The organism is Acinetobacter sp. NIPH 2699 (genome assembly GCF_022549355.1).
In the GTDB taxonomy this organism is placed as follows: domain Bacteria; phylum Pseudomonadota; class Gammaproteobacteria; order Pseudomonadales; family Moraxellaceae; genus Acinetobacter.
Map to the genome: position 1 here is coordinate 80,687 of NZ_JAKZGL010000001.1, position 16,967 is coordinate 97,653.

The following is a 16,967-nucleotide window of genomic DNA, read 5'->3' on the forward strand; positions in this document are numbered from 1 at the left end:
ATCATGATTTAACAAGTTCTATTATTGCATTGAAAATATAAATGATAATGATTATCATTGAATTAATCTTAATCATAACCTCCCTTGTGCTTAAGACGTGTTTCAGGCCTAAAACATTTCGAAAAACAAATTAACTCTCTTGAAAGAGGATACAGTCAGATGCAATCACTTGCCAATCGGTTGGCGATGCAACATTTCGTCAATGCATATACGCAAGAAACTGGCAAAGGTCACTTGCTAGATAAAAGTCAGCAAAGTCCACAACAACAAGCGTTTAGCCAAGGTTTGACGCTGTTATCAATTCCTATCCATTCTATTCAAGCTCAATGTAATTTTCCTTTATCTTATGTCAGTCGCGTCGGGCGACACCGCCTAGCAGATCTTCCACAAATTATTATTCACGCACAAATCAAGTCTTTTAGCCCAGTCGCAATCGTTGGGCTATTGCTTGAAGAACTGGTTTTTGAGTCTTCTATTCCATTAGATGCAGCTTCTTTAATTGAAAAATGGATTCAAAGTCGGGATGCCTTGCAGCAATTTTTACAAAATCGTAAGCATGAGTTTGATGATTTGGTGAAAGCTGGGCAAAGTTTTATTGAAACGGAGCAGGCTCTGATTTTGGGGCATAGCATGCATCCAGCACCAAAAAGTAGAACAGGTTTTGTTCATGAAGATTGGTTAAAGTTCTCACCTGAACATAAAGGTAAGACACAGCTCCATTATTGGCTGGTTCATCAGGACTATATTGCTGAAGGCAATGCCATTGATGAACGTATTTCAGATCAATTAAAAACAGCTCTACAGTGGTATTTGTCTGAAAATGATCTCAATCTGCTAAAGACCCACACAGAATATAAATTACTTCCATTACATCCATGGCAAGCCCGCTATTTGCAAAGCAAGCCTTGGTTTGAGCGTCTGAAGCAAACAGGCCAACTGATTGACTTGGGTTTGCGTGGTTGGCAATTTTCTCCGACTACTTCGATTCGGACACTCGCAAGTTTCAATGCACCGTGGATGGTGAAGCCGTCACTTTCGGTGATGATTACCAATTCAATCCGTATAAATTTAGCCAAAGAATGCCATCGTGGCGAATTAACGCATCGTTTATGGCATAGTGAGCTGGGTCAAAATATTCTAGAACAATGTCCAAGTTTAAAAGCAGTGAATGATCCTGCTTGGATTGCTCTAAAAATTGACGAAGAAGTGCTGAATGAAAGTATTTGTATTTTTCGTGATCAACCTTTCCATCCGCAACAGCAAATTACGTGTATTGCATCACTGTGCCAAGATCATCCAAGTAAATCATTAAATCGTTTTAACGCACTTTTCGCAAAAATTGCCAAAGCAAACCATGAAACCGATTTTTCAGAGATTGCTTTAGATTGGTTCAATCGCTTCCTTGAAGTCAGTCTACAACCCTTGATGTATGTGTACCATCGCTATGGTATGGCATTTGAATCACATCAGCAAAATGTCTTAATAGAGCTCGAAAATCATTTCCCGAAGAACTTATGGCTGCGTGATAACCAAGGTTTTTATTACATCGAAGAGTTTGCTACTGAAATTTTAGCGGTGCTACCTGAGCTTAAAGAGAAAGCCTTTGCTGTTGGTCCTAAAGCTTTTGTGGATGAGCGGTTTAGTTATTATTTCTTTGGCAATACTTTATTTGGCATTATCAATGCAATTGGTGCGACGGGCTATATCACTGAGGATGAATTGCTTGAGCATCTAAAAATGTTCTTACAAGATCAGTTGCAGCAATATCCTGAGAGTACTTTATTACAAGGTTTATTGTTTAATGACACCTTACCTTATAAAGGCAATTTATTAACCCGTTTACATGAACTTGATGAATTAATTGCGCCTGTAGAAAATCAATCTGTTTATGTACAACTGCCAAATCCACTGCGTATTTCACAGAAGGATGTCAGTTATGCTTGATTTTATTGGGATTGGGCTTGGTCCATTTAATTTAAGTCTTGCCAGCTTGTTGCAAGATAAAAGTGATCTTAAATATTGTTTTTTTGAACAGAAAGCACAGTTTGATTGGCATGCGGGAATGCAGTTACCCAATACGGTACTACAAGTTCCGTTTATGGCTGATCTGGTTTCTATGGTCGACCCAACCAGTCCATTCAGTTTCTTAAATTATCTGCGTCATCAGCAACGTCTATATAAGTTCTATTTTCTAGAGCAGCCACATATTCCGCGTTGTGAATACAATCATTATTGCCAATGGGTTGCAGAGCAGCTTGATTGTATCGAATACCAATCGCGTGTTTTGAAAATTGAACCTCAAACCATTGGTTTTAAAGTAATAGTTGAATCCCAAGGCATTCAACAAAGTTATTTATGCCGTCATTTAGTCATTGGTAGTGGTAACGCACCATATTTGCCTGAATGCTTGGCAAAAGTTCAACAACAGCAGCCCCAGAAATGCCTCCATTCAGCACAGTATATGACACATGCCGATGCAGATTTACACGGCGATGTAGTCGTACTTGGTTCTGGACAATCCGCAGCGGAAGTCTTTATTGATTTGTTTGGCGAACAGCAAGAAGAGGTAAATCATCAGTTCGACTTACACTGGTTTACACGTTCCCAAGGTTTCTTCCCAATGGAATATGCGCCATTGGGACTGGAACACTTTAGCCCAGACTATGCTCAGCATTTTTATGATTTGCCAGCTGAGAAGAAAGAGCAACAATTGCAGCAACAGGCATTGTTGTATAAGGGGATTAGCGCAAGAACCATTCGAGAAATCTATCAGAAACTTTATCACCGTAGCATTGCTGGGCAAAGTTTACAGACACATTTACATAGCCAGTGTGATTTAACAGACGCGGAAGTATTAGATACGCAAAAAATTCGATTGCATTTCCAGCATAGTGCTACGGCACAGGTATTCCATCTCGACTGTGATTTTGTGGTGGCGGCAACAGGTTACTTTACGCCTGACTTCGGTTTTATGCAGTTACTTAAGCCTTATATTGAATTTGACCATAAACAGCGTTGGCAAATTACAGAGGATTATCGTGTTGTGCATCACCTGAATGGCAATATTTTTGTTCAAAATCAGGAAATGCATAGCCATGGTGTAGGTACACCTGATTTAGGTCTTGGCGCTTATCGTGCAGCGATGATTATCAATCAATTGCTTGGTGAGTCGCTTTATGAACTTGGTCAGCAAGCGCAAACCTTCCAACATTTTAATCTCTCTCAAAATCCTAAAATTTGCATAGCAGATGACAAGGCCTTGTCGGAAGACTGTTTCTGTGAAAAAGCTGTTAGCAAAAACCATTCAATTTTAAAGAAAACAGAACAGAGCACGATTACGACACATTCAAGTAGCCGTTGTGCAAATACACGGACACAAACTGCTTCTGTGCACTCAACTTATGAGAAACTGATATGAACTTTGCAACTTTAAAAATTAATCAGCAGCAATGGCGTGCCGCAGGACAGCGTCTCATTGAAATGGCGATTGCAGAGTTTCTTTATGAAGAAATTATTGAAGTTAAAGCCTTGTCAGAGGGATGCTATCAGTTAGATCTAGGCAATCGTCATTATCAATTCCAAGGTCATCAATATTTACTTGGACACTGGAATATTCAGGAAGGATCTGTACGAGATGTAACTGATGGTCAAGAGCATCATCAACCTGCTTGGAACTTGCATGAGTTTATAGTCGCAATGTCTAACAGCTCCAATGTAAAGCCATTCACCAAAGCGTATCTAATTAAAGAAATGAATAATACGTGGTTGGCAGAAGCACATCTGTTTAATGAAACGCGTTTGCCAAGCGCTGCGATTCTGACTGAACCACATTATAAAGTTGAAGGTATGCTACGTGGTCATCCTTGGCTGATTATGAGTAAAGGGCGCATGGGTTTTGGTTATGATGATTATTTAACTTCTGCACCAGAACTTTCACCTGAAGTTAAAGTGCTATGGCTGGCGGTACATCGTGATTTAGCTAAGTATCGTAGTACTGAACAATGGGATGCTTGTGGTTTGTATCAACACGAGTTTGATGCGAATGAACTTCAACAGTTCATCAATATTCTTAAAACAAAGAATTTAGATCCACAAAATTACTTTTTGATTCCCGTGCATGCTTGGCAATGGCATCAATGGTTAGTTCCAACCTATGCCAATGAAATTGTAGACCAGAAAATCATTGAATTGAATATTAGCCAAGATAGCTATGTGCCAATGCAGTCTATCCGCACATTATGCAATACATCAAACCTACAACGTCATTACATTAAGCTGCCTGTCAGTATTTTTAATACTGCCGTTTATCGCGGATTACCATCAAAGCGTAATCTTGCAGCCCCAGCAGTGACCGCTTGGTTAAAGCAAATTCATCAGCAAGATCAAGACCTACAGAAAACTGGCGTGATTTTCTTGGGGGAAGTTGCGACCTTAACCATTCACCAACCGTGTTTTGACCGAATTGAAGGTGCGCCTTACCAATTTAAAGAGCTATTTGGTTGCTTGTGGCGTGAAAGTGTCGATCGCTATGTTGATTCATCTCAGCAAGTGTTATCTCAAGCTGCATTATTGCACCGAGATATTTCAGGTCAATCTATTTTAAATGTGTTGATCCAAGCTTCAGGTTTAAGTCCTTTGGAATGGTTAGCACAATTTGCAAAAGTATCGCTAAGCCCATTATTGCTTTGTCTATATCGTTACGGTTTGGCATTTTCTCCACACGGTGAAAACACCATGCTGGTACATGAAAATGGTGTGCCGAAAGCATTGGTATTAAAGGACTTCATTGATGACATCAATTTGGTTGATGAAGATTTCCCTGAATTGGCTCAACTGCCATCTGAAGGCGACTTGTTATTACGTCATGAGGCAACTGATTTAAGCCACTTTATTTTCACTGGTTTATTCATGGTGCATTACCGTTATATCTGTAATGTGTTCTTGCAAGATTACCCTGAATATTCCGAACTCGATTTCTGGAATACCATTTCAAATACCATTGTTGAGTTTAATCAACAACATCCAGAACTGGCTGAACGTGCTGAAAAATTTGCCATGTTGCGCCCAACCTACACCAAAATTTGTTTGAATCGTGTTCGCTTATTTACCACCAGTTATAACGATGAAGCAGAGCGTCCAGTGCCTGTTTTCCTTGATCCAATCGCAAATCCAGTCAGTCCTGAAACATTGGCTGAATGGGCAGCTCAGCAAGCTGAATCTAAAGCGGGTTAAATCTTCTTCTAAATTTAAAAAAGGTTCGATATGAAAACAATCTCTCAGCAATTACCTGATTATTTTGAATACCACGAAGATGGAACACAGTACTACTTACGTCAAGTGCAATATCCACAGGATATTCCTTTGCTCCATCAATGGATGCATGAGCTACATGTGATTCCGCAGTGGCAATTAAATAAATCAGAGTTAGAACTACAAGTTTATTTCGACAAGATGTTGGCAGATGACCATCAGCGTTTATTGATTGTTGGTGTGGATGGCAAGGATGTGGGTTATACCGAAATTTATGAGGGCAAACGTGACCGTTTAGGTCGCTATTATGATGGCGATGACAATGATCTCGGTTGGCATTTGCTATTTGGTGATAAGTCAGTCTTTGGTAAGGGCTTTTTACGTCCAACCATTCGTTTACTCAGTTTCTATATTTTTGAACATTCTCAAGCGAAAAAAATTGTGGGTGAACCAGACCATACGGTTAAACCTTATGCTGCTGTGGTGGCAGAGCTGTGCTACGAAACCCAACGTTTAATTCCAATGCCCGAAAAAACGGCGATGTTGTACTACTGCTTTAGAGAAACTTTTTATAACAAGTTTGGGGAATATTACCAAACATCACAACAACAGCTCGCTGATCAGCCAGCCAAAATCCTGAGTGTTACATGAGTTTATTCATAAATGAGATGCACATCTTGGACATGCGTTTTGCTGCGCATGTTCAGGTGGCAGAATTTGAACAATGGTTAGCGCATATTCAACAATATTTCGAACAAAAAAGAAGTTTTGTGTTGATTATGCAGACCGAGGTCAATACCGAGTTTCCTGAAGAATATCGAGTAATCCAAGGCAAATGGTATAAGCAATATAAACAAGATTTTTACCAATATTGTTTAGGATTTGCTCGAATTGCTCAAAATGAAGAGGATCGTATTCGATTAGACACGCCAGCTTTGCAAAAAGCCTGGCATGTTCCTTATTTTGTGAGTTTGAATAAAACCGATGCCATGCAATGGGCAATACAGAGGTGGTTATGAATCAACAACTCAATCATGACAATACCTTGCCAATCAAAACCGTATCAGCTCTGAGCCTATCTGTTGTGGTTGTGCTGTATCTCGCACATGCATTGCCGCTGTATTTTTATAATGTCGCACTACCAGCAATTTTACGCCATCAAGGTGTGGATTTACGTTGGATTGGGATGCTATCGCTGCTCTATATCCCATGGGCATTTAAGTTTTTTTGGGCACCCTTGATTGATCGTTTTTATTTTAAGGCACTCGGTAAACGTAAAACTTGGCTTTTATTCACTCAAATTGCGTTAGTTTTAGGTGTCGTTGCTTTGGCATTGACACAGTTTGATTATGGTCTAAGTGTATTTGTAATTGTCGGTTTATGGATTTCCACCTTCGCTGCAACACAAGACATTGCCATTGATGGTTATACCGTAGAAACCTTTTCTGAGTCTGAATATCGACTCGGAAGTATGGCACAAAGTATTGGTGTCGCACTGGGCAGTATGATTGGTGGGGCTGCAACTTTGTGGCTTTATCAATTGTATGGTTGGCAAACTGCGCTGATTTGTTTAGCAGCCATGACTGCACTGACTATGCTTGCCATTTTCTTTATTCAAGAACAACAATCCACTGAAAAGATAGTCAAGCAAACACCGAGCCTGATTCGTGCCTTTAAGCGTCCTGAAATGTTATGGGCACTGGCTCTGATCGTGTGTTATCGCGTGGTCGAAGCACCAGCTATGGCTATGTTAAATCCAATGTTGATTGACCAAAAATGGTCACTTGCTGAGATTGGCATACTGATGTCAGTGGTTGGAGCAGGTGTAGGTTTATTAGCAGCAGTATCAGCTGCATTTTTATTGAAAAAAATAGCGGCAACTCAGCTTCTAATTTGGGCAGGCTGGGTACGCACCTTAATTTATGCCTTGCTAGGGGTTGCTGTTCTACTCAGTTGGTTTGACCAGTGGCATATGCTACTTGGTGTGTTTGTCGTTGTTATTTTAGCCATTCGTTATATCGCCATGACCGCTTTGTATGCCCACTTTATGCATACCAGCTCTAAAGAGCAGGCGGGAACAGATTTCACGATTTTAGTTTGTTTCGAGCTATTGGTTTATTTCCTTGGCGGAGCAATGTCTGGTTTCTTGGCTAAAGCTTTTGGCTATGGAAACTTTTATCTCATTCTCGCGGCAGCATCTGTCTTAAGCGTATTACTCAGTCAATTTCTAATTCACAAATCAAAACACTCGCAACAACTCATCTAAACTAGGGGTAATTTATGAAAGTTCGTTCACTTTCAACATCACTAACAATTTTAAGCTTAGCGATTAGCACGCAGCTTTATGCACAAACAGTTGAAGTAGAAACCTCTACTCAAGTAAACGCTGCTGTTGAAAGCCAAAAGCCAACCCAACTTGCACCCATCGTAGTGACTGCTTCCCGTTCAGCACAAAGTATTGCTGAAATTGCAGGGACAGTTTATCGCATCGAACAAGAAGATATTGCGAAACAGGCTGCTGCTGGTAAAAGTACGGCAGATATTTTGGGTTTATTGGTGCCATCACTAACCCCAAATTCTGGCACAACAAGTAACTACGGGATGACCATGCGTGGACGTACCGTGCAATATATGATTGATGGTGTTCCTCAAACAGGTTCGAGAGATAGTTCACGCCAATTAAATAGCATTAGCCCAGATATGATTGAGCGTGTTGAAGTCGTGTCTGGCGCAAGCAGTATTTATGGTTCAGGTGCGACAGGTGGTATTATCAATATTATTACCAAAAAAGGTTCGACTGATGGCATTCATTTTGAATCAAAATTAGGAGTTACTTCTGGTGATAATTTTAAAAGTGATGCTTTGGCATACGAAGCGTATCAATCCGCTGCATTTAAGCAAGGTGATTGGAATGGTTTCTTAGGTGCAAGCTATACCAAGCGTGGTGAGATTCAAGACAGTCATGGTGACCGCATTGGGCCTGAAGTAGCACAGACTGACCGCCAAGATACCGAAACTATTGATGTAAATGGTCGTCTAGGCTGGCAGTTTGCTGACAAGCAAAGTATTAGTATTGGTGCACAATATTATAATGATGAACAAGACAGTGATTATGGTGCTGATTATGGTAAATATTCTGGTAATAATGCCGCCAACTTATTATTTCCAACCGCTGTAAAACCAAGTTTAAAAGCTATAAAAGGCCTACAATTAGACACCCAGCCTAGAACAAAGCGTTATGCAATTAATACTCAATATGAAAACCAAGATATATTAGGTCAAAAGTTGAATGTTGAAGCTTATTATCGTAATGAAAAAGGGCGCTGGTTCCCAACAGTTTCTCCGCTTGGACATGGAACTTTAAACGGCGGCTTAGGACAACTTTATCCAAATTATGCAAACCCTCTTTCACCTGATTTCTTAAAAGCTGTTCGTCTAGGGTATGCCGTTTTACAATCAGAGACAGAAATTGATGTATGGGGTTTACGCACAGCCTTACAAAAAGATTTTGAGATTTCAAATCGTAAACTAGGTTTAATTTATGGTTTAGATTATGAAAATGAAAAGGATAAAGCGTCTGCACGCCGATTTAATTTCGATCAATTTTATGCAAGTAATGGTCTGAATTTTGAACCAGAGAAAACATATCAATTTGGACCAGACACAGAAATTAAAAAGTTAGGTGCCTTTTTACAAGGTCATTACGAAGTATCAGATAGATTGAATGTTCAAGCTGGTATTCGTCATGAGCGAATAGATAGTAAAGTTTCTGATTCAACACCATATCGTGAATCTATTCCTGCTGACATTCTAACAAACGATTTAGTATATCCATATACAGCAAAAGCCTTGGCTGGTGGTAAAGTTAAACATGACGCGACATTATTTAACCTAGGAACGGTTTATCATTTAAATGATGCCCAACAGGTTTCTGCTAATTTCTCACAGGGTTTTAGCATTCCTGACGTACAACGTATGCTTCGTGATGTACCTGCTAATTTCGGTGTGAATAGTAATAATATTGATCCAATCAAGGTCAATAACTATGAATTAGGTTGGCGTTTACAAGGTGATAGTGGTCTCAATACAAGTGTAACGGCTTTTTATAATACCTCGGATAAAGTTGTACGTTTTAATAGTGCGCCTGCTTACAATATTGATGTTGTTGATACGGATGAACGTATTTACGGTGCTGAGGCAAATGTTAACTACCCAGTAACGGATAGTTTGTCTTTAGGTGGGACAGTTGCATATACACGCGGACAATTTAAAAATTCAGATGGGAAATGGCAAGAGTTAGATAGCACGCGTATTTCACCATTAAAAGGTATGCTATATACAGATTGGCAGTTTAATGATGGCTTTGGTCTTCGTGTTCAAGCACTTGCTGTCAGTGGCACAGATAAAGCAAAAGAGGAAATGCAAGATTATAAAAATGTAGATCTAACCGGGCGAGCAAATATCAAGCTACCGAGTGAAATCAAAGGCTACGCAGTTATGGATGTGATTGCCAATGCTAAAGCTGGTCCTGGTACTTTAGGCTTTGGTGTATATAACGTTTGGAACACAGAATACAAAACTGTATTTAGTCAAGCGGCTGAAGCTGTTTATGGTGCGATGTCTAGCTTACCTGCACAAGGCCGTACTTATGGTTTGAGCTACACCCTCAAATACTAATCTAATCAAAAAGGCATCTGTTGAGGTGCCTTTTCTTTTGATGATTGAACTATGCAGCAAAATTTTAAATTACTGGCTTGGGCGACTTTAGCCAATGGCACGTGCTTTTCCATGATTTTACCTTTACTTGCACCATTAATTCGACAGTTACAATTGACCGAAATACAAGGCGGTATCATTGTTTCTGCGGGTGCAATTTGTATGGCAATAGCCTCTGTCTTTATCGCTAAAAATCAAAAAATACAGACGCCATACCAATTAATGAGTTATGGTTTTTGGGGGATGACAATCACTTGGGCTATTTTTACATTGATCCTCTATTTTGGGATTCATCAAACACTTCCTGTATTGATTATTTTTATTTTGTTAGTGATAAGTAGAGCAATGACAGGTGCTTTTATGGCAATGCCCCAAATTGGTTTGCAAAGCTATGTTATGCAACAGGTAATAGGTACTGAACAGCGTAGCCAAAAAATGGCAATGTATGGAGCAATGAATAGTTTAGGGATGATCCTTGGACCGTTTGCAACTTCAGTTTTATTACTTGGCGGGATTTTACTACCCATGTGGGTTGCGGTTGCACTACTCATTATTTTTAGCATTGTATTAAGTTTTTCCTTTCGTAAGACCCCAGTCATTTCTGCTGAGAATATTCAACTAGACTCGAACACATCAGTAAAAACATTTTCAATAAAACCTGCTTTACCGTGGTTAATACTTGGCTTTAGTACGTATGTTGCGATTGTGACACTCAATATGACGGCAGGTTTTTATATTCAAGATCGTTTTCAGTTAACGACACAGCAAAGTGCGAGCTATTTTTCCCAGTGTATGCTGATCGTTGGTTTTAGCTTAGTGATTACTCAAATTTTAATCATGAAGGTTATAAAGCTCAAGTTACAGATATTAGTTGGTTTGGGGATCATGTGTATGATTACTGGATTGTTATTATCTCTATTTACAAGTCAGATCCATATTTTCCAAGCAAGTTATGTGTTCTATGGGATGGGCGTTGCGAGTCTTTTACCTGCATTTACTACCGGCGCGGCTCAGTCTGTCAATCAAGATGCACAGGTCAAAATGGCAAGTATGTGTACAGCTATTCAAGCTTTAGGATTAATTGTTGCGCCTTTATTAAGCACATTTTTATATCAGTATGGGATAGCTCTGCCATTTTATCTCTTACTTATTTTAATGATTATTGTTGGGCTGTATTTCATTGGCATTACGATTTTGAGAGAGCGGAATGCTTATTTGAGTCATTCATAGCGTTTATAGCATGAATACTGGTTTGTATTTTTCGAAAGAGTGGACAAAGACCAGTTATATATTGCGGTAAAAAGCATTAATGCTGTTTCTATTTTCAGCTTGAAGAAGTAGGGCAAACTTTATGTGGAAATTGTCCTTTACAGTTAAAAGAAATGAAAGTAAATCATGACTCAAACTGATCACTCTGAATGATTAGTTGCCGCTTATCAAAATATTGCAACTTCAACGATCGGACGATCAATTACTGATTGTAAGACTTTGCTCGATTTGTTTGCATAAAATAATATGTATACCATTTTAATGTTAATCATTCTCATTAATATTTAGATTAAGTATAATGTCTCGCTTTTTGGATATTTATAGTGGCGTGAAAGGCTTTTTGGAGAAGTAAAAAATGAATGTGAACACTGAAATTGGGGCTGAATTAAAGAGCCAAACAAATACACAACAGTTTTTATTTAAGATGACACCGTGTTGTCTTGCTGTTTTGACCCTGTTTGCTCAACAGGCGTATGCAGAAACAGTTTCTTCTGATGCATCGGTTACACAAAAGCCTACGGCTCAGTTAGAAAAAATTGTGATAACAGCAACACGCGCACCAAAGAATATTGCAGATATTGCTGGTACAGTTCAAACTATTGAAAAAAAACAAATTGAACAACAAAGTGGCGCAGGTCGGAAACTAGCTGATGTGTTAGCGCAATTGGTACCATCACTTGCACCAAGTAGTGGCACGACCAGTAACTATGGACAATCCATGCGTGGCCGTAATGTATTGGTTATGATTGATGGCGTATCACAAACAGGTTCACGTGATGTGTCTCGCCAGTTGAACAGCATCAGCCCAAGTATGATTGAACGTATTGAAGTTATTTCTGGCGCCACTAGCATTTATGGTTCTGGAGCGACAGGAGGTATTATCAATATCATCACCAAACGTGCTGATACGTCAAAACCACTAAGCTTTGAAAGCAAAGTCGGTATTACTTCTTCTGACACATTCCGTGGTGATGGTTTGGCGTATGAAGTAGGACAATCGGTTTCATTTAGCAAAGGTAATGTAGATGGCTTCTTAGGTGCAAACTTCACCAGTCGCGGTTCTCAGTTTGATGGAGATGGTGATCGTATCTCTTTAAGTCCTTGGCAAGGCAGTACCATGGACACGGATACCATTGATGTCAATGGTCGACTAAATTTCAATTTAGCAGATAATCAAACATTAAGTTTTGGCGCACAATATTATAAAGACAAACAAGATACGGATTATGGCCCGGATTATTCATACTTACCTACTACAGGGACAAGTAATGATGTTACTGCACCAAGTTATAAGGCGATTAAAGGCTTGAAGTTGGGTAACCATTTATTTACCGAACGCTACGCAATAAATTCACAATATCAAAATCAAGACTTTTTAGGTCAAGTTCTGAATATCGAAGCTTATTACCGAAATGAAAAAGCGCGATTTTTCCCATATGGTTTGACAACGAAAGCCGTGACTTCTGTTAACCAATCTCAATCAGAAATTGATGTTGCAGGCTTACGTTCAACTATGCAATCAGATTTTAGTATTGCGGATAGAGACCTTAAGTTAACTTATGGTCTCGATTATGATTGGGAAAAGGATGAGCAGTATGTTGATATTTTGGCAACAGAATATCCATATTTAGTTTATACGCCAACAGGTGTACGTAAAGGGTATGGTCCTAATACAGAAGTTCAAAATGTTGGTGCTTTTGTACAAGGTGACTATGCCATTAATGATCTATTGAACGTTCAAGCGGGCATACGTTATCAATATATTCAGGCGGATACTGAGGCTTATATTCCAAGTCGTGAATCAACAATGGTTCCTGCTGGTTCTACCCATGATGATAAACCTCTCTTTAATTTAGGGGCCGTTTATAAGATTGATGATACACAGCAAATCTATGCAAACTTTTCACAAGGTTTTAGCTTCCCAGATGTGCAGCGTATGCTACGTGATGTATCTACTTATACGGTCTCAACTTCAAACCTCCAACCGATTACTGTGAATAGCTACGAATTGGGTTGGCGTTTAAACCAGGATGATGGTTTAAATGTAGGATTAACAGGTTTTTATAACACCTCTGATAAAACGTTACAATTCAGTAATCGAGCAGCCAAAATTGTAGATACGGATCAACGTGTTTATGGTGCAGAAGCAACGGTAAGTTATCCATTTATGGATAATTACAAAGTTGGTGGTACTTTAGCTTATACACGTGGGCAATATAAAGATGTAGCAAATAAATGGCATGAACTAAACTCTTTTGCTGTTTCGCCAGTGAAAGGAACATTATTTGCAGAATGGGATAATGATGAAGGTTATGGCGTGCGTGTTCAAATGCAAGCAATTAAAGGGACAAGCAAGGCCTATAATGATGATCGTAAACTAGCAGCATTCGCTGCTGCGAGTAATGATGAAGCATTCCAACAAGCTGTGAAAAATGATGGAAATATTGCTGCAAAAATTAAAGGCTACGCTACGATGGATGTGTTAGCGCATGCACCAGTCTGGAAAGGTCGTGTAGATTTTGGTGTATATAACGTTTGGGGCCTTCAATACAATACGGTATTTGCACAACAAGTAGCAGTATCAAATGGTAATCCATTGTTAGAAATCCCTGCTGAAGGCCGTACTTATGGCTTAAGTTATACCTTTAACTATTAATTCAAGATGATCAAACGTTTTGGGCTTATGTCTAGCTGGCAAAGCTCAAATCCGATCATTAAACGTTCACAAATTCTTTAAAGGTGCAAGTTTTTTACCCAATTATAACAAATGACAATAAGAAGCTTAGCTTGTTGTATGTTTTTTGATCAATTTCATTTCATTTATTTACAGCCTGCATTATTGGCATCTTTATTGGTTATTCTAGATAACGTAATAAAAAAGCTAAGGAGTAAAAATGCTTATTTTTCATGATTATCCTGTTCATGGGGCAATTTTTGATATGGATGGCACAATGTTTGATACTGAGCGGTTACGGTTTCAAACATTGAAACAGGCATCTCAAGAACTCATTGGACAGGAATTTTCTGATGATTATCTCATGCACTGCTTAGGTTTAAGTGCAAAAACTGCTGAGCAGCTCGCGCAAAAATATTATGGTGAGGATATTCCTTATCAAGCAATTCGAAAACGTGCTGATGAATTAGAATTAGAGTCTGTTCGTCATCTAGGCGTACCCATTAAAAGGGGCTTGGTTCAAGTCTTAGAGCGGTTAAGAAAGTCCGGTTTAAGGATGGCCGTTGCAACTTCTAGCCGTCGTGCAATTGCAGAAGAATATTTGATTAATGCCAATGTTTATAAATTTTTTGATGTATTGGTTTGTGGCGATGAAGTTGAAAAGGGTAAGCCGCATCCAGAAATTTTCTTAAAGGCGGCTGAACAGTTAAACTTGGATACATCGACCTGTTTGATGTTTGAAGACTCTGAAAATGGTATTCGTTCGGCTTATGATGCGGCTGGTATAACCATTTTACTTAAAGATATCAAAGAACCAAATGACGAAATGCTGTCTAAGGCAAATTTCTATTATCAAGACATGTATGAGTGCCTAAATGCTTTAGATCAATATATTCCTGAAATGGGAATGCCGATACTACAAGAAGCTTTTCCACAAAGTCTAAATCAGTTAACGGTTGGGATTCATGGTTTTGGTGCAATTGGTGGTGGCTATATTGCCCAAATCCTGTCGCATTGGGATGGTTTTACCCGACCACAACGAATATTGGCATCGACGAGAAATCGTTTATATCTTGAGTCTGTGAATACTTTTGCTGGTTATAGCATCCGATATGGTCAATCCTCTTATGATGAGCGAATTGATAATCTAACTGTCATTGATGCTAATAATGAACAGCAAATGCTTGAAATGTATATGCAGTCCAGTCTGATTGCATTATGTATCCCTGAAAATGCAATTGAATCAGAAGCTAAAGTGATTGCGAAGGGCTTACTTGCTCGTTTTATGTCTCAGGATATACAGCATAATAATGAACCAATTACTTTTTTAATTGTTCTCAATAAAGTGTGTGCAAAATATCTGGTACTCAAATATATCCGTGATGCTTTACTTGAAATCAGTGATGAAGACATTGCTGAACATATATTAAGTGAACACTATTTTTGTGATACGGTCGTGAACCGAATGGTTTCAAAACTGACCGATCAAGCCTTATATCGTCAACTCAATATCAAGCATCGCTTATATATACAGAGTCAAGCCAACTTGAATGAAGACTCGGTTGAACTTTCAGATGAAACCACTTTAAGCGAGAAACATGAGAAACAAATGACGCGATGCTTGGAAGACCTACGTGAGCAATTCCAAGCGGGTCAAAGCATGCAAAATATGGATCTCATTTTATTCAACAGTGAAGCAGACATGCCAATTTATGTTGAAAATCGAAGTCCGCTCTTAAGCAAAATGCGTCAAATGGTCCTAGTTGATCAGATTGCAGATATTCAAATGATTAAAAATCGTTTGTGGAATGGCTGTCATGCCATGTTGGCTTGGTATGCAAGTCTAAATGACATGGAAACCATCGGTATCGCGATGTCTGATCAAAGGATGCAGTGTTTTGTTGAGCAACTGGTCGATGAAGTTAAATTGGGCTTAGGCAATATCGTTCCAAATCAAGCCAAAGAATTGGATCGCATGGCAGAGAGTTTCTTGTACTCATGTCGATCAGCCTACAAAGATCCTTGTGAACGCGTGGCTAGAGACCCTTTACGGAAGCTAAGTTTTAATGAGCGTGTTTTGGGTAGCATAGAGCAGCACATCCACCAGCAAATTCCTTATCAAAATTTATTGAAAGGGGCGATTTACGGCTATGTGTATGCTTTAAAAATTCTAGATGTAGATGAAATGGTAATCGTACAGCATCTACAAAAACATGTTACACAATTGGATCTTCCTGAAAGTCAGCATAAAGTGTTACTTGATGCACTTTATAGCGGAATACAGTCGCAATTGAAAGAACAGGGTATCGGACTTGATTTTAAAAAGAGCTTAGGAACCCAGCCCGAAATAGCTTAAATTAAAGCGTCAAGGCGCTTTAAAAAACGACGTGATTTATGTTTGAATAACACAACTTCGAAAATGATCTAGCAAGTTGTGTTATTACAAGCATCCACAAAACTGATGGCGACTAGCGAACATGATTATTCTGAATGGCATCGCGGTCGGGTCGAATATGGTGTGTGGTATATCGAAATTGATCAACCTGAACTGATTGAATATCTAGATCAATTACAACAAGAATTTTCTGATCTATTGCTTCCATTGAATCAACGCCAATATCATATTACCTTGTTTGTGGCTGGTTTTTTGACGGCAAATATACCCAACTTTGATGATGATTTTGAAATTTCTCAACTCAAGCAACAAATTGAATGTTTAGAAGAATTACAGCTAGATGCTTTCGAACTTGAAGTTACTCAAGTGGATAGCTATAGCAGTGCTTTATTTTTACATATTCATGATCAGAATGAGATTCTCACAAAAATCCGTCAATGTTTTGACCAAAGCTCAAAGGAAGTTGCAGCTCCCGTATATTGTCCGCATATTACATTGGGACTGTATCGTGAGGCATGGAGCAGTGACTTGGTCCTTGAGCGTATACAAAAGTTGCAACCACGAAAATTTAAAATTCAGGTAGATCATTTAACTTTCGGCTATTATAAAGCACAGATTTTACAAGGATTCCTTTATCCTTATCATCAGCTTAGATTAGGTTAA

At 39.0% G+C, this 16,967-nt stretch carries 11 protein-coding genes and 1 pseudogene; all 12 read left to right on the plus strand.

Features of this window, described 5'->3' with window-relative positions:
• Positions 1–159 precede the first annotated feature (159 nt).
• The 12 genes and pseudogenes from MMP72_RS00370 to MMP72_RS00425 all read left to right on the plus strand — a co-directional run bounded on the left by MMP72_RS00370 (position 160) and on the right by MMP72_RS00425 (position 16,967).
• Positions 160–1,944, plus strand: coding sequence for an IucA/IucC family protein (locus MMP72_RS00370; RefSeq protein WP_241313702.1), 1,785 nt, complete (start codon positions 160–162; stop codon positions 1,942–1,944).
• Entirely contained in the window at positions 1,937–3,418 is a 1,482-nt protein-coding gene (locus MMP72_RS00375; RefSeq protein ID WP_241313703.1) for a SidA/IucD/PvdA family monooxygenase, read from the plus strand. The genes MMP72_RS00370 and MMP72_RS00375 overlap by 8 nt, the downstream gene beginning before the upstream one ends.
• Entirely contained in the window at positions 3,415–5,232 is a 1,818-nt protein-coding gene (locus MMP72_RS00380) for an IucA/IucC family protein (protein ID WP_241313704.1), read from the plus strand. Before MMP72_RS00375 ends, MMP72_RS00380 begins: the two co-directional genes overlap by 4 nt.
• Before the next feature lie 30 nt (positions 5,233–5,262).
• The gene (gene acbD, locus MMP72_RS00385) at positions 5,263–5,901 is read left to right on the plus strand and encodes an acinetoferrin biosynthesis acetyltransferase AcbD (protein WP_241313705.1); all 639 of its coding nucleotides are present in this window, start codon (positions 5,263–5,265) and stop codon (positions 5,899–5,901) included.
• Complete coding sequence (locus MMP72_RS00390; RefSeq protein WP_241313706.1) at positions 5,898–6,269, plus strand: hypothetical protein; 372 nt, start codon at positions 5,898–5,900, stop codon at positions 6,267–6,269. The genes acbD and MMP72_RS00390 overlap by 4 nt, the downstream gene beginning before the upstream one ends.
• Positions 6,266–7,516 (plus strand): MFS transporter, encoded by a 1,251-nt coding sequence (locus MMP72_RS00395; protein WP_241313707.1) that lies wholly within the window; start codon positions 6,266–6,268, stop codon positions 7,514–7,516. Before MMP72_RS00390 ends, MMP72_RS00395 begins: the two co-directional genes overlap by 4 nt.
• Before the next feature lie 14 nt (positions 7,517–7,530).
• On the plus strand, positions 7,531–9,927 hold the full coding sequence (locus MMP72_RS00400; protein ID WP_241313708.1) for a TonB-dependent receptor: 2,397 nt from the start codon (positions 7,531–7,533) through the stop codon (positions 9,925–9,927).
• A gap of 51 nt (positions 9,928–9,978) precedes the next feature.
• Positions 9,979–11,196 carry an MFS transporter gene (locus MMP72_RS00405; protein ID WP_241313709.1) on the plus strand — a complete coding sequence of 406 codons (1,218 nt, stop codon included), beginning with the start codon at positions 9,979–9,981 and terminating at the stop codon, positions 11,194–11,196.
• 80 nt (positions 11,197–11,276) lie between these two features.
• Positions 11,277–11,375: pseudogene (locus tag MMP72_RS00410) on the plus strand ((2Fe-2S)-binding protein); the annotation flags it as partial.
• Positions 11,376–11,590: 215 nt separating this feature from the next.
• A complete protein-coding gene (locus MMP72_RS00415; protein WP_241313710.1) occupies positions 11,591–13,891 on the plus strand; it encodes a TonB-dependent receptor in 2,301 nt (766 codons plus the stop codon).
• A 238-nt stretch (positions 13,892–14,129) separates the two neighbouring features.
• Positions 14,130–16,265: an HAD family hydrolase gene (locus tag MMP72_RS00420; RefSeq protein ID WP_241313711.1), complete on the plus strand. Its 2,136-nt coding sequence runs from the start codon at positions 14,130–14,132 to the stop codon at positions 16,263–16,265.
• Positions 16,266–16,343: 78 nt separating this feature from the next.
• A complete protein-coding gene (locus MMP72_RS00425; protein WP_241313712.1) occupies positions 16,344–16,967 on the plus strand; it encodes a 2'-5' RNA ligase family protein in 624 nt (207 codons plus the stop codon).

Coding starts and splice junctions, on each gene's coding strand:
- acbD (WP_241313705.1), top strand. CDS start 5,263: ATGAAAACAATCTCTCAGCAATTACCTGATTATTTTGAATACCACGAA.
- MMP72_RS00420 (WP_241313711.1), top strand. CDS start 14,130: ATGCTTATTTTTCATGATTATCCTGTTCATGGGGCAATTTTTGATATG.
- MMP72_RS00400 (WP_241313708.1), top strand. CDS start 7,531: ATGAAAGTTCGTTCACTTTCAACATCACTAACAATTTTAAGCTTAGCG.
- MMP72_RS00405 (WP_241313709.1), top strand. CDS start 9,979: ATGCAGCAAAATTTTAAATTACTGGCTTGGGCGACTTTAGCCAATGGC.
- MMP72_RS00395 (WP_241313707.1), top strand. CDS start 6,266: ATGAATCAACAACTCAATCATGACAATACCTTGCCAATCAAAACCGTA.
- MMP72_RS00370 (WP_241313702.1), top strand. CDS start 160: ATGCAATCACTTGCCAATCGGTTGGCGATGCAACATTTCGTCAATGCA.
- MMP72_RS00415 (WP_241313710.1), top strand. CDS start 11,591: ATGAATGTGAACACTGAAATTGGGGCTGAATTAAAGAGCCAAACAAAT.
- MMP72_RS00390 (WP_241313706.1), top strand. CDS start 5,898: ATGAGTTTATTCATAAATGAGATGCACATCTTGGACATGCGTTTTGCT.
- MMP72_RS00375 (WP_241313703.1), top strand. CDS start 1,937: ATGCTTGATTTTATTGGGATTGGGCTTGGTCCATTTAATTTAAGTCTT.
- MMP72_RS00380 (WP_241313704.1), top strand. CDS start 3,415: ATGAACTTTGCAACTTTAAAAATTAATCAGCAGCAATGGCGTGCCGCA.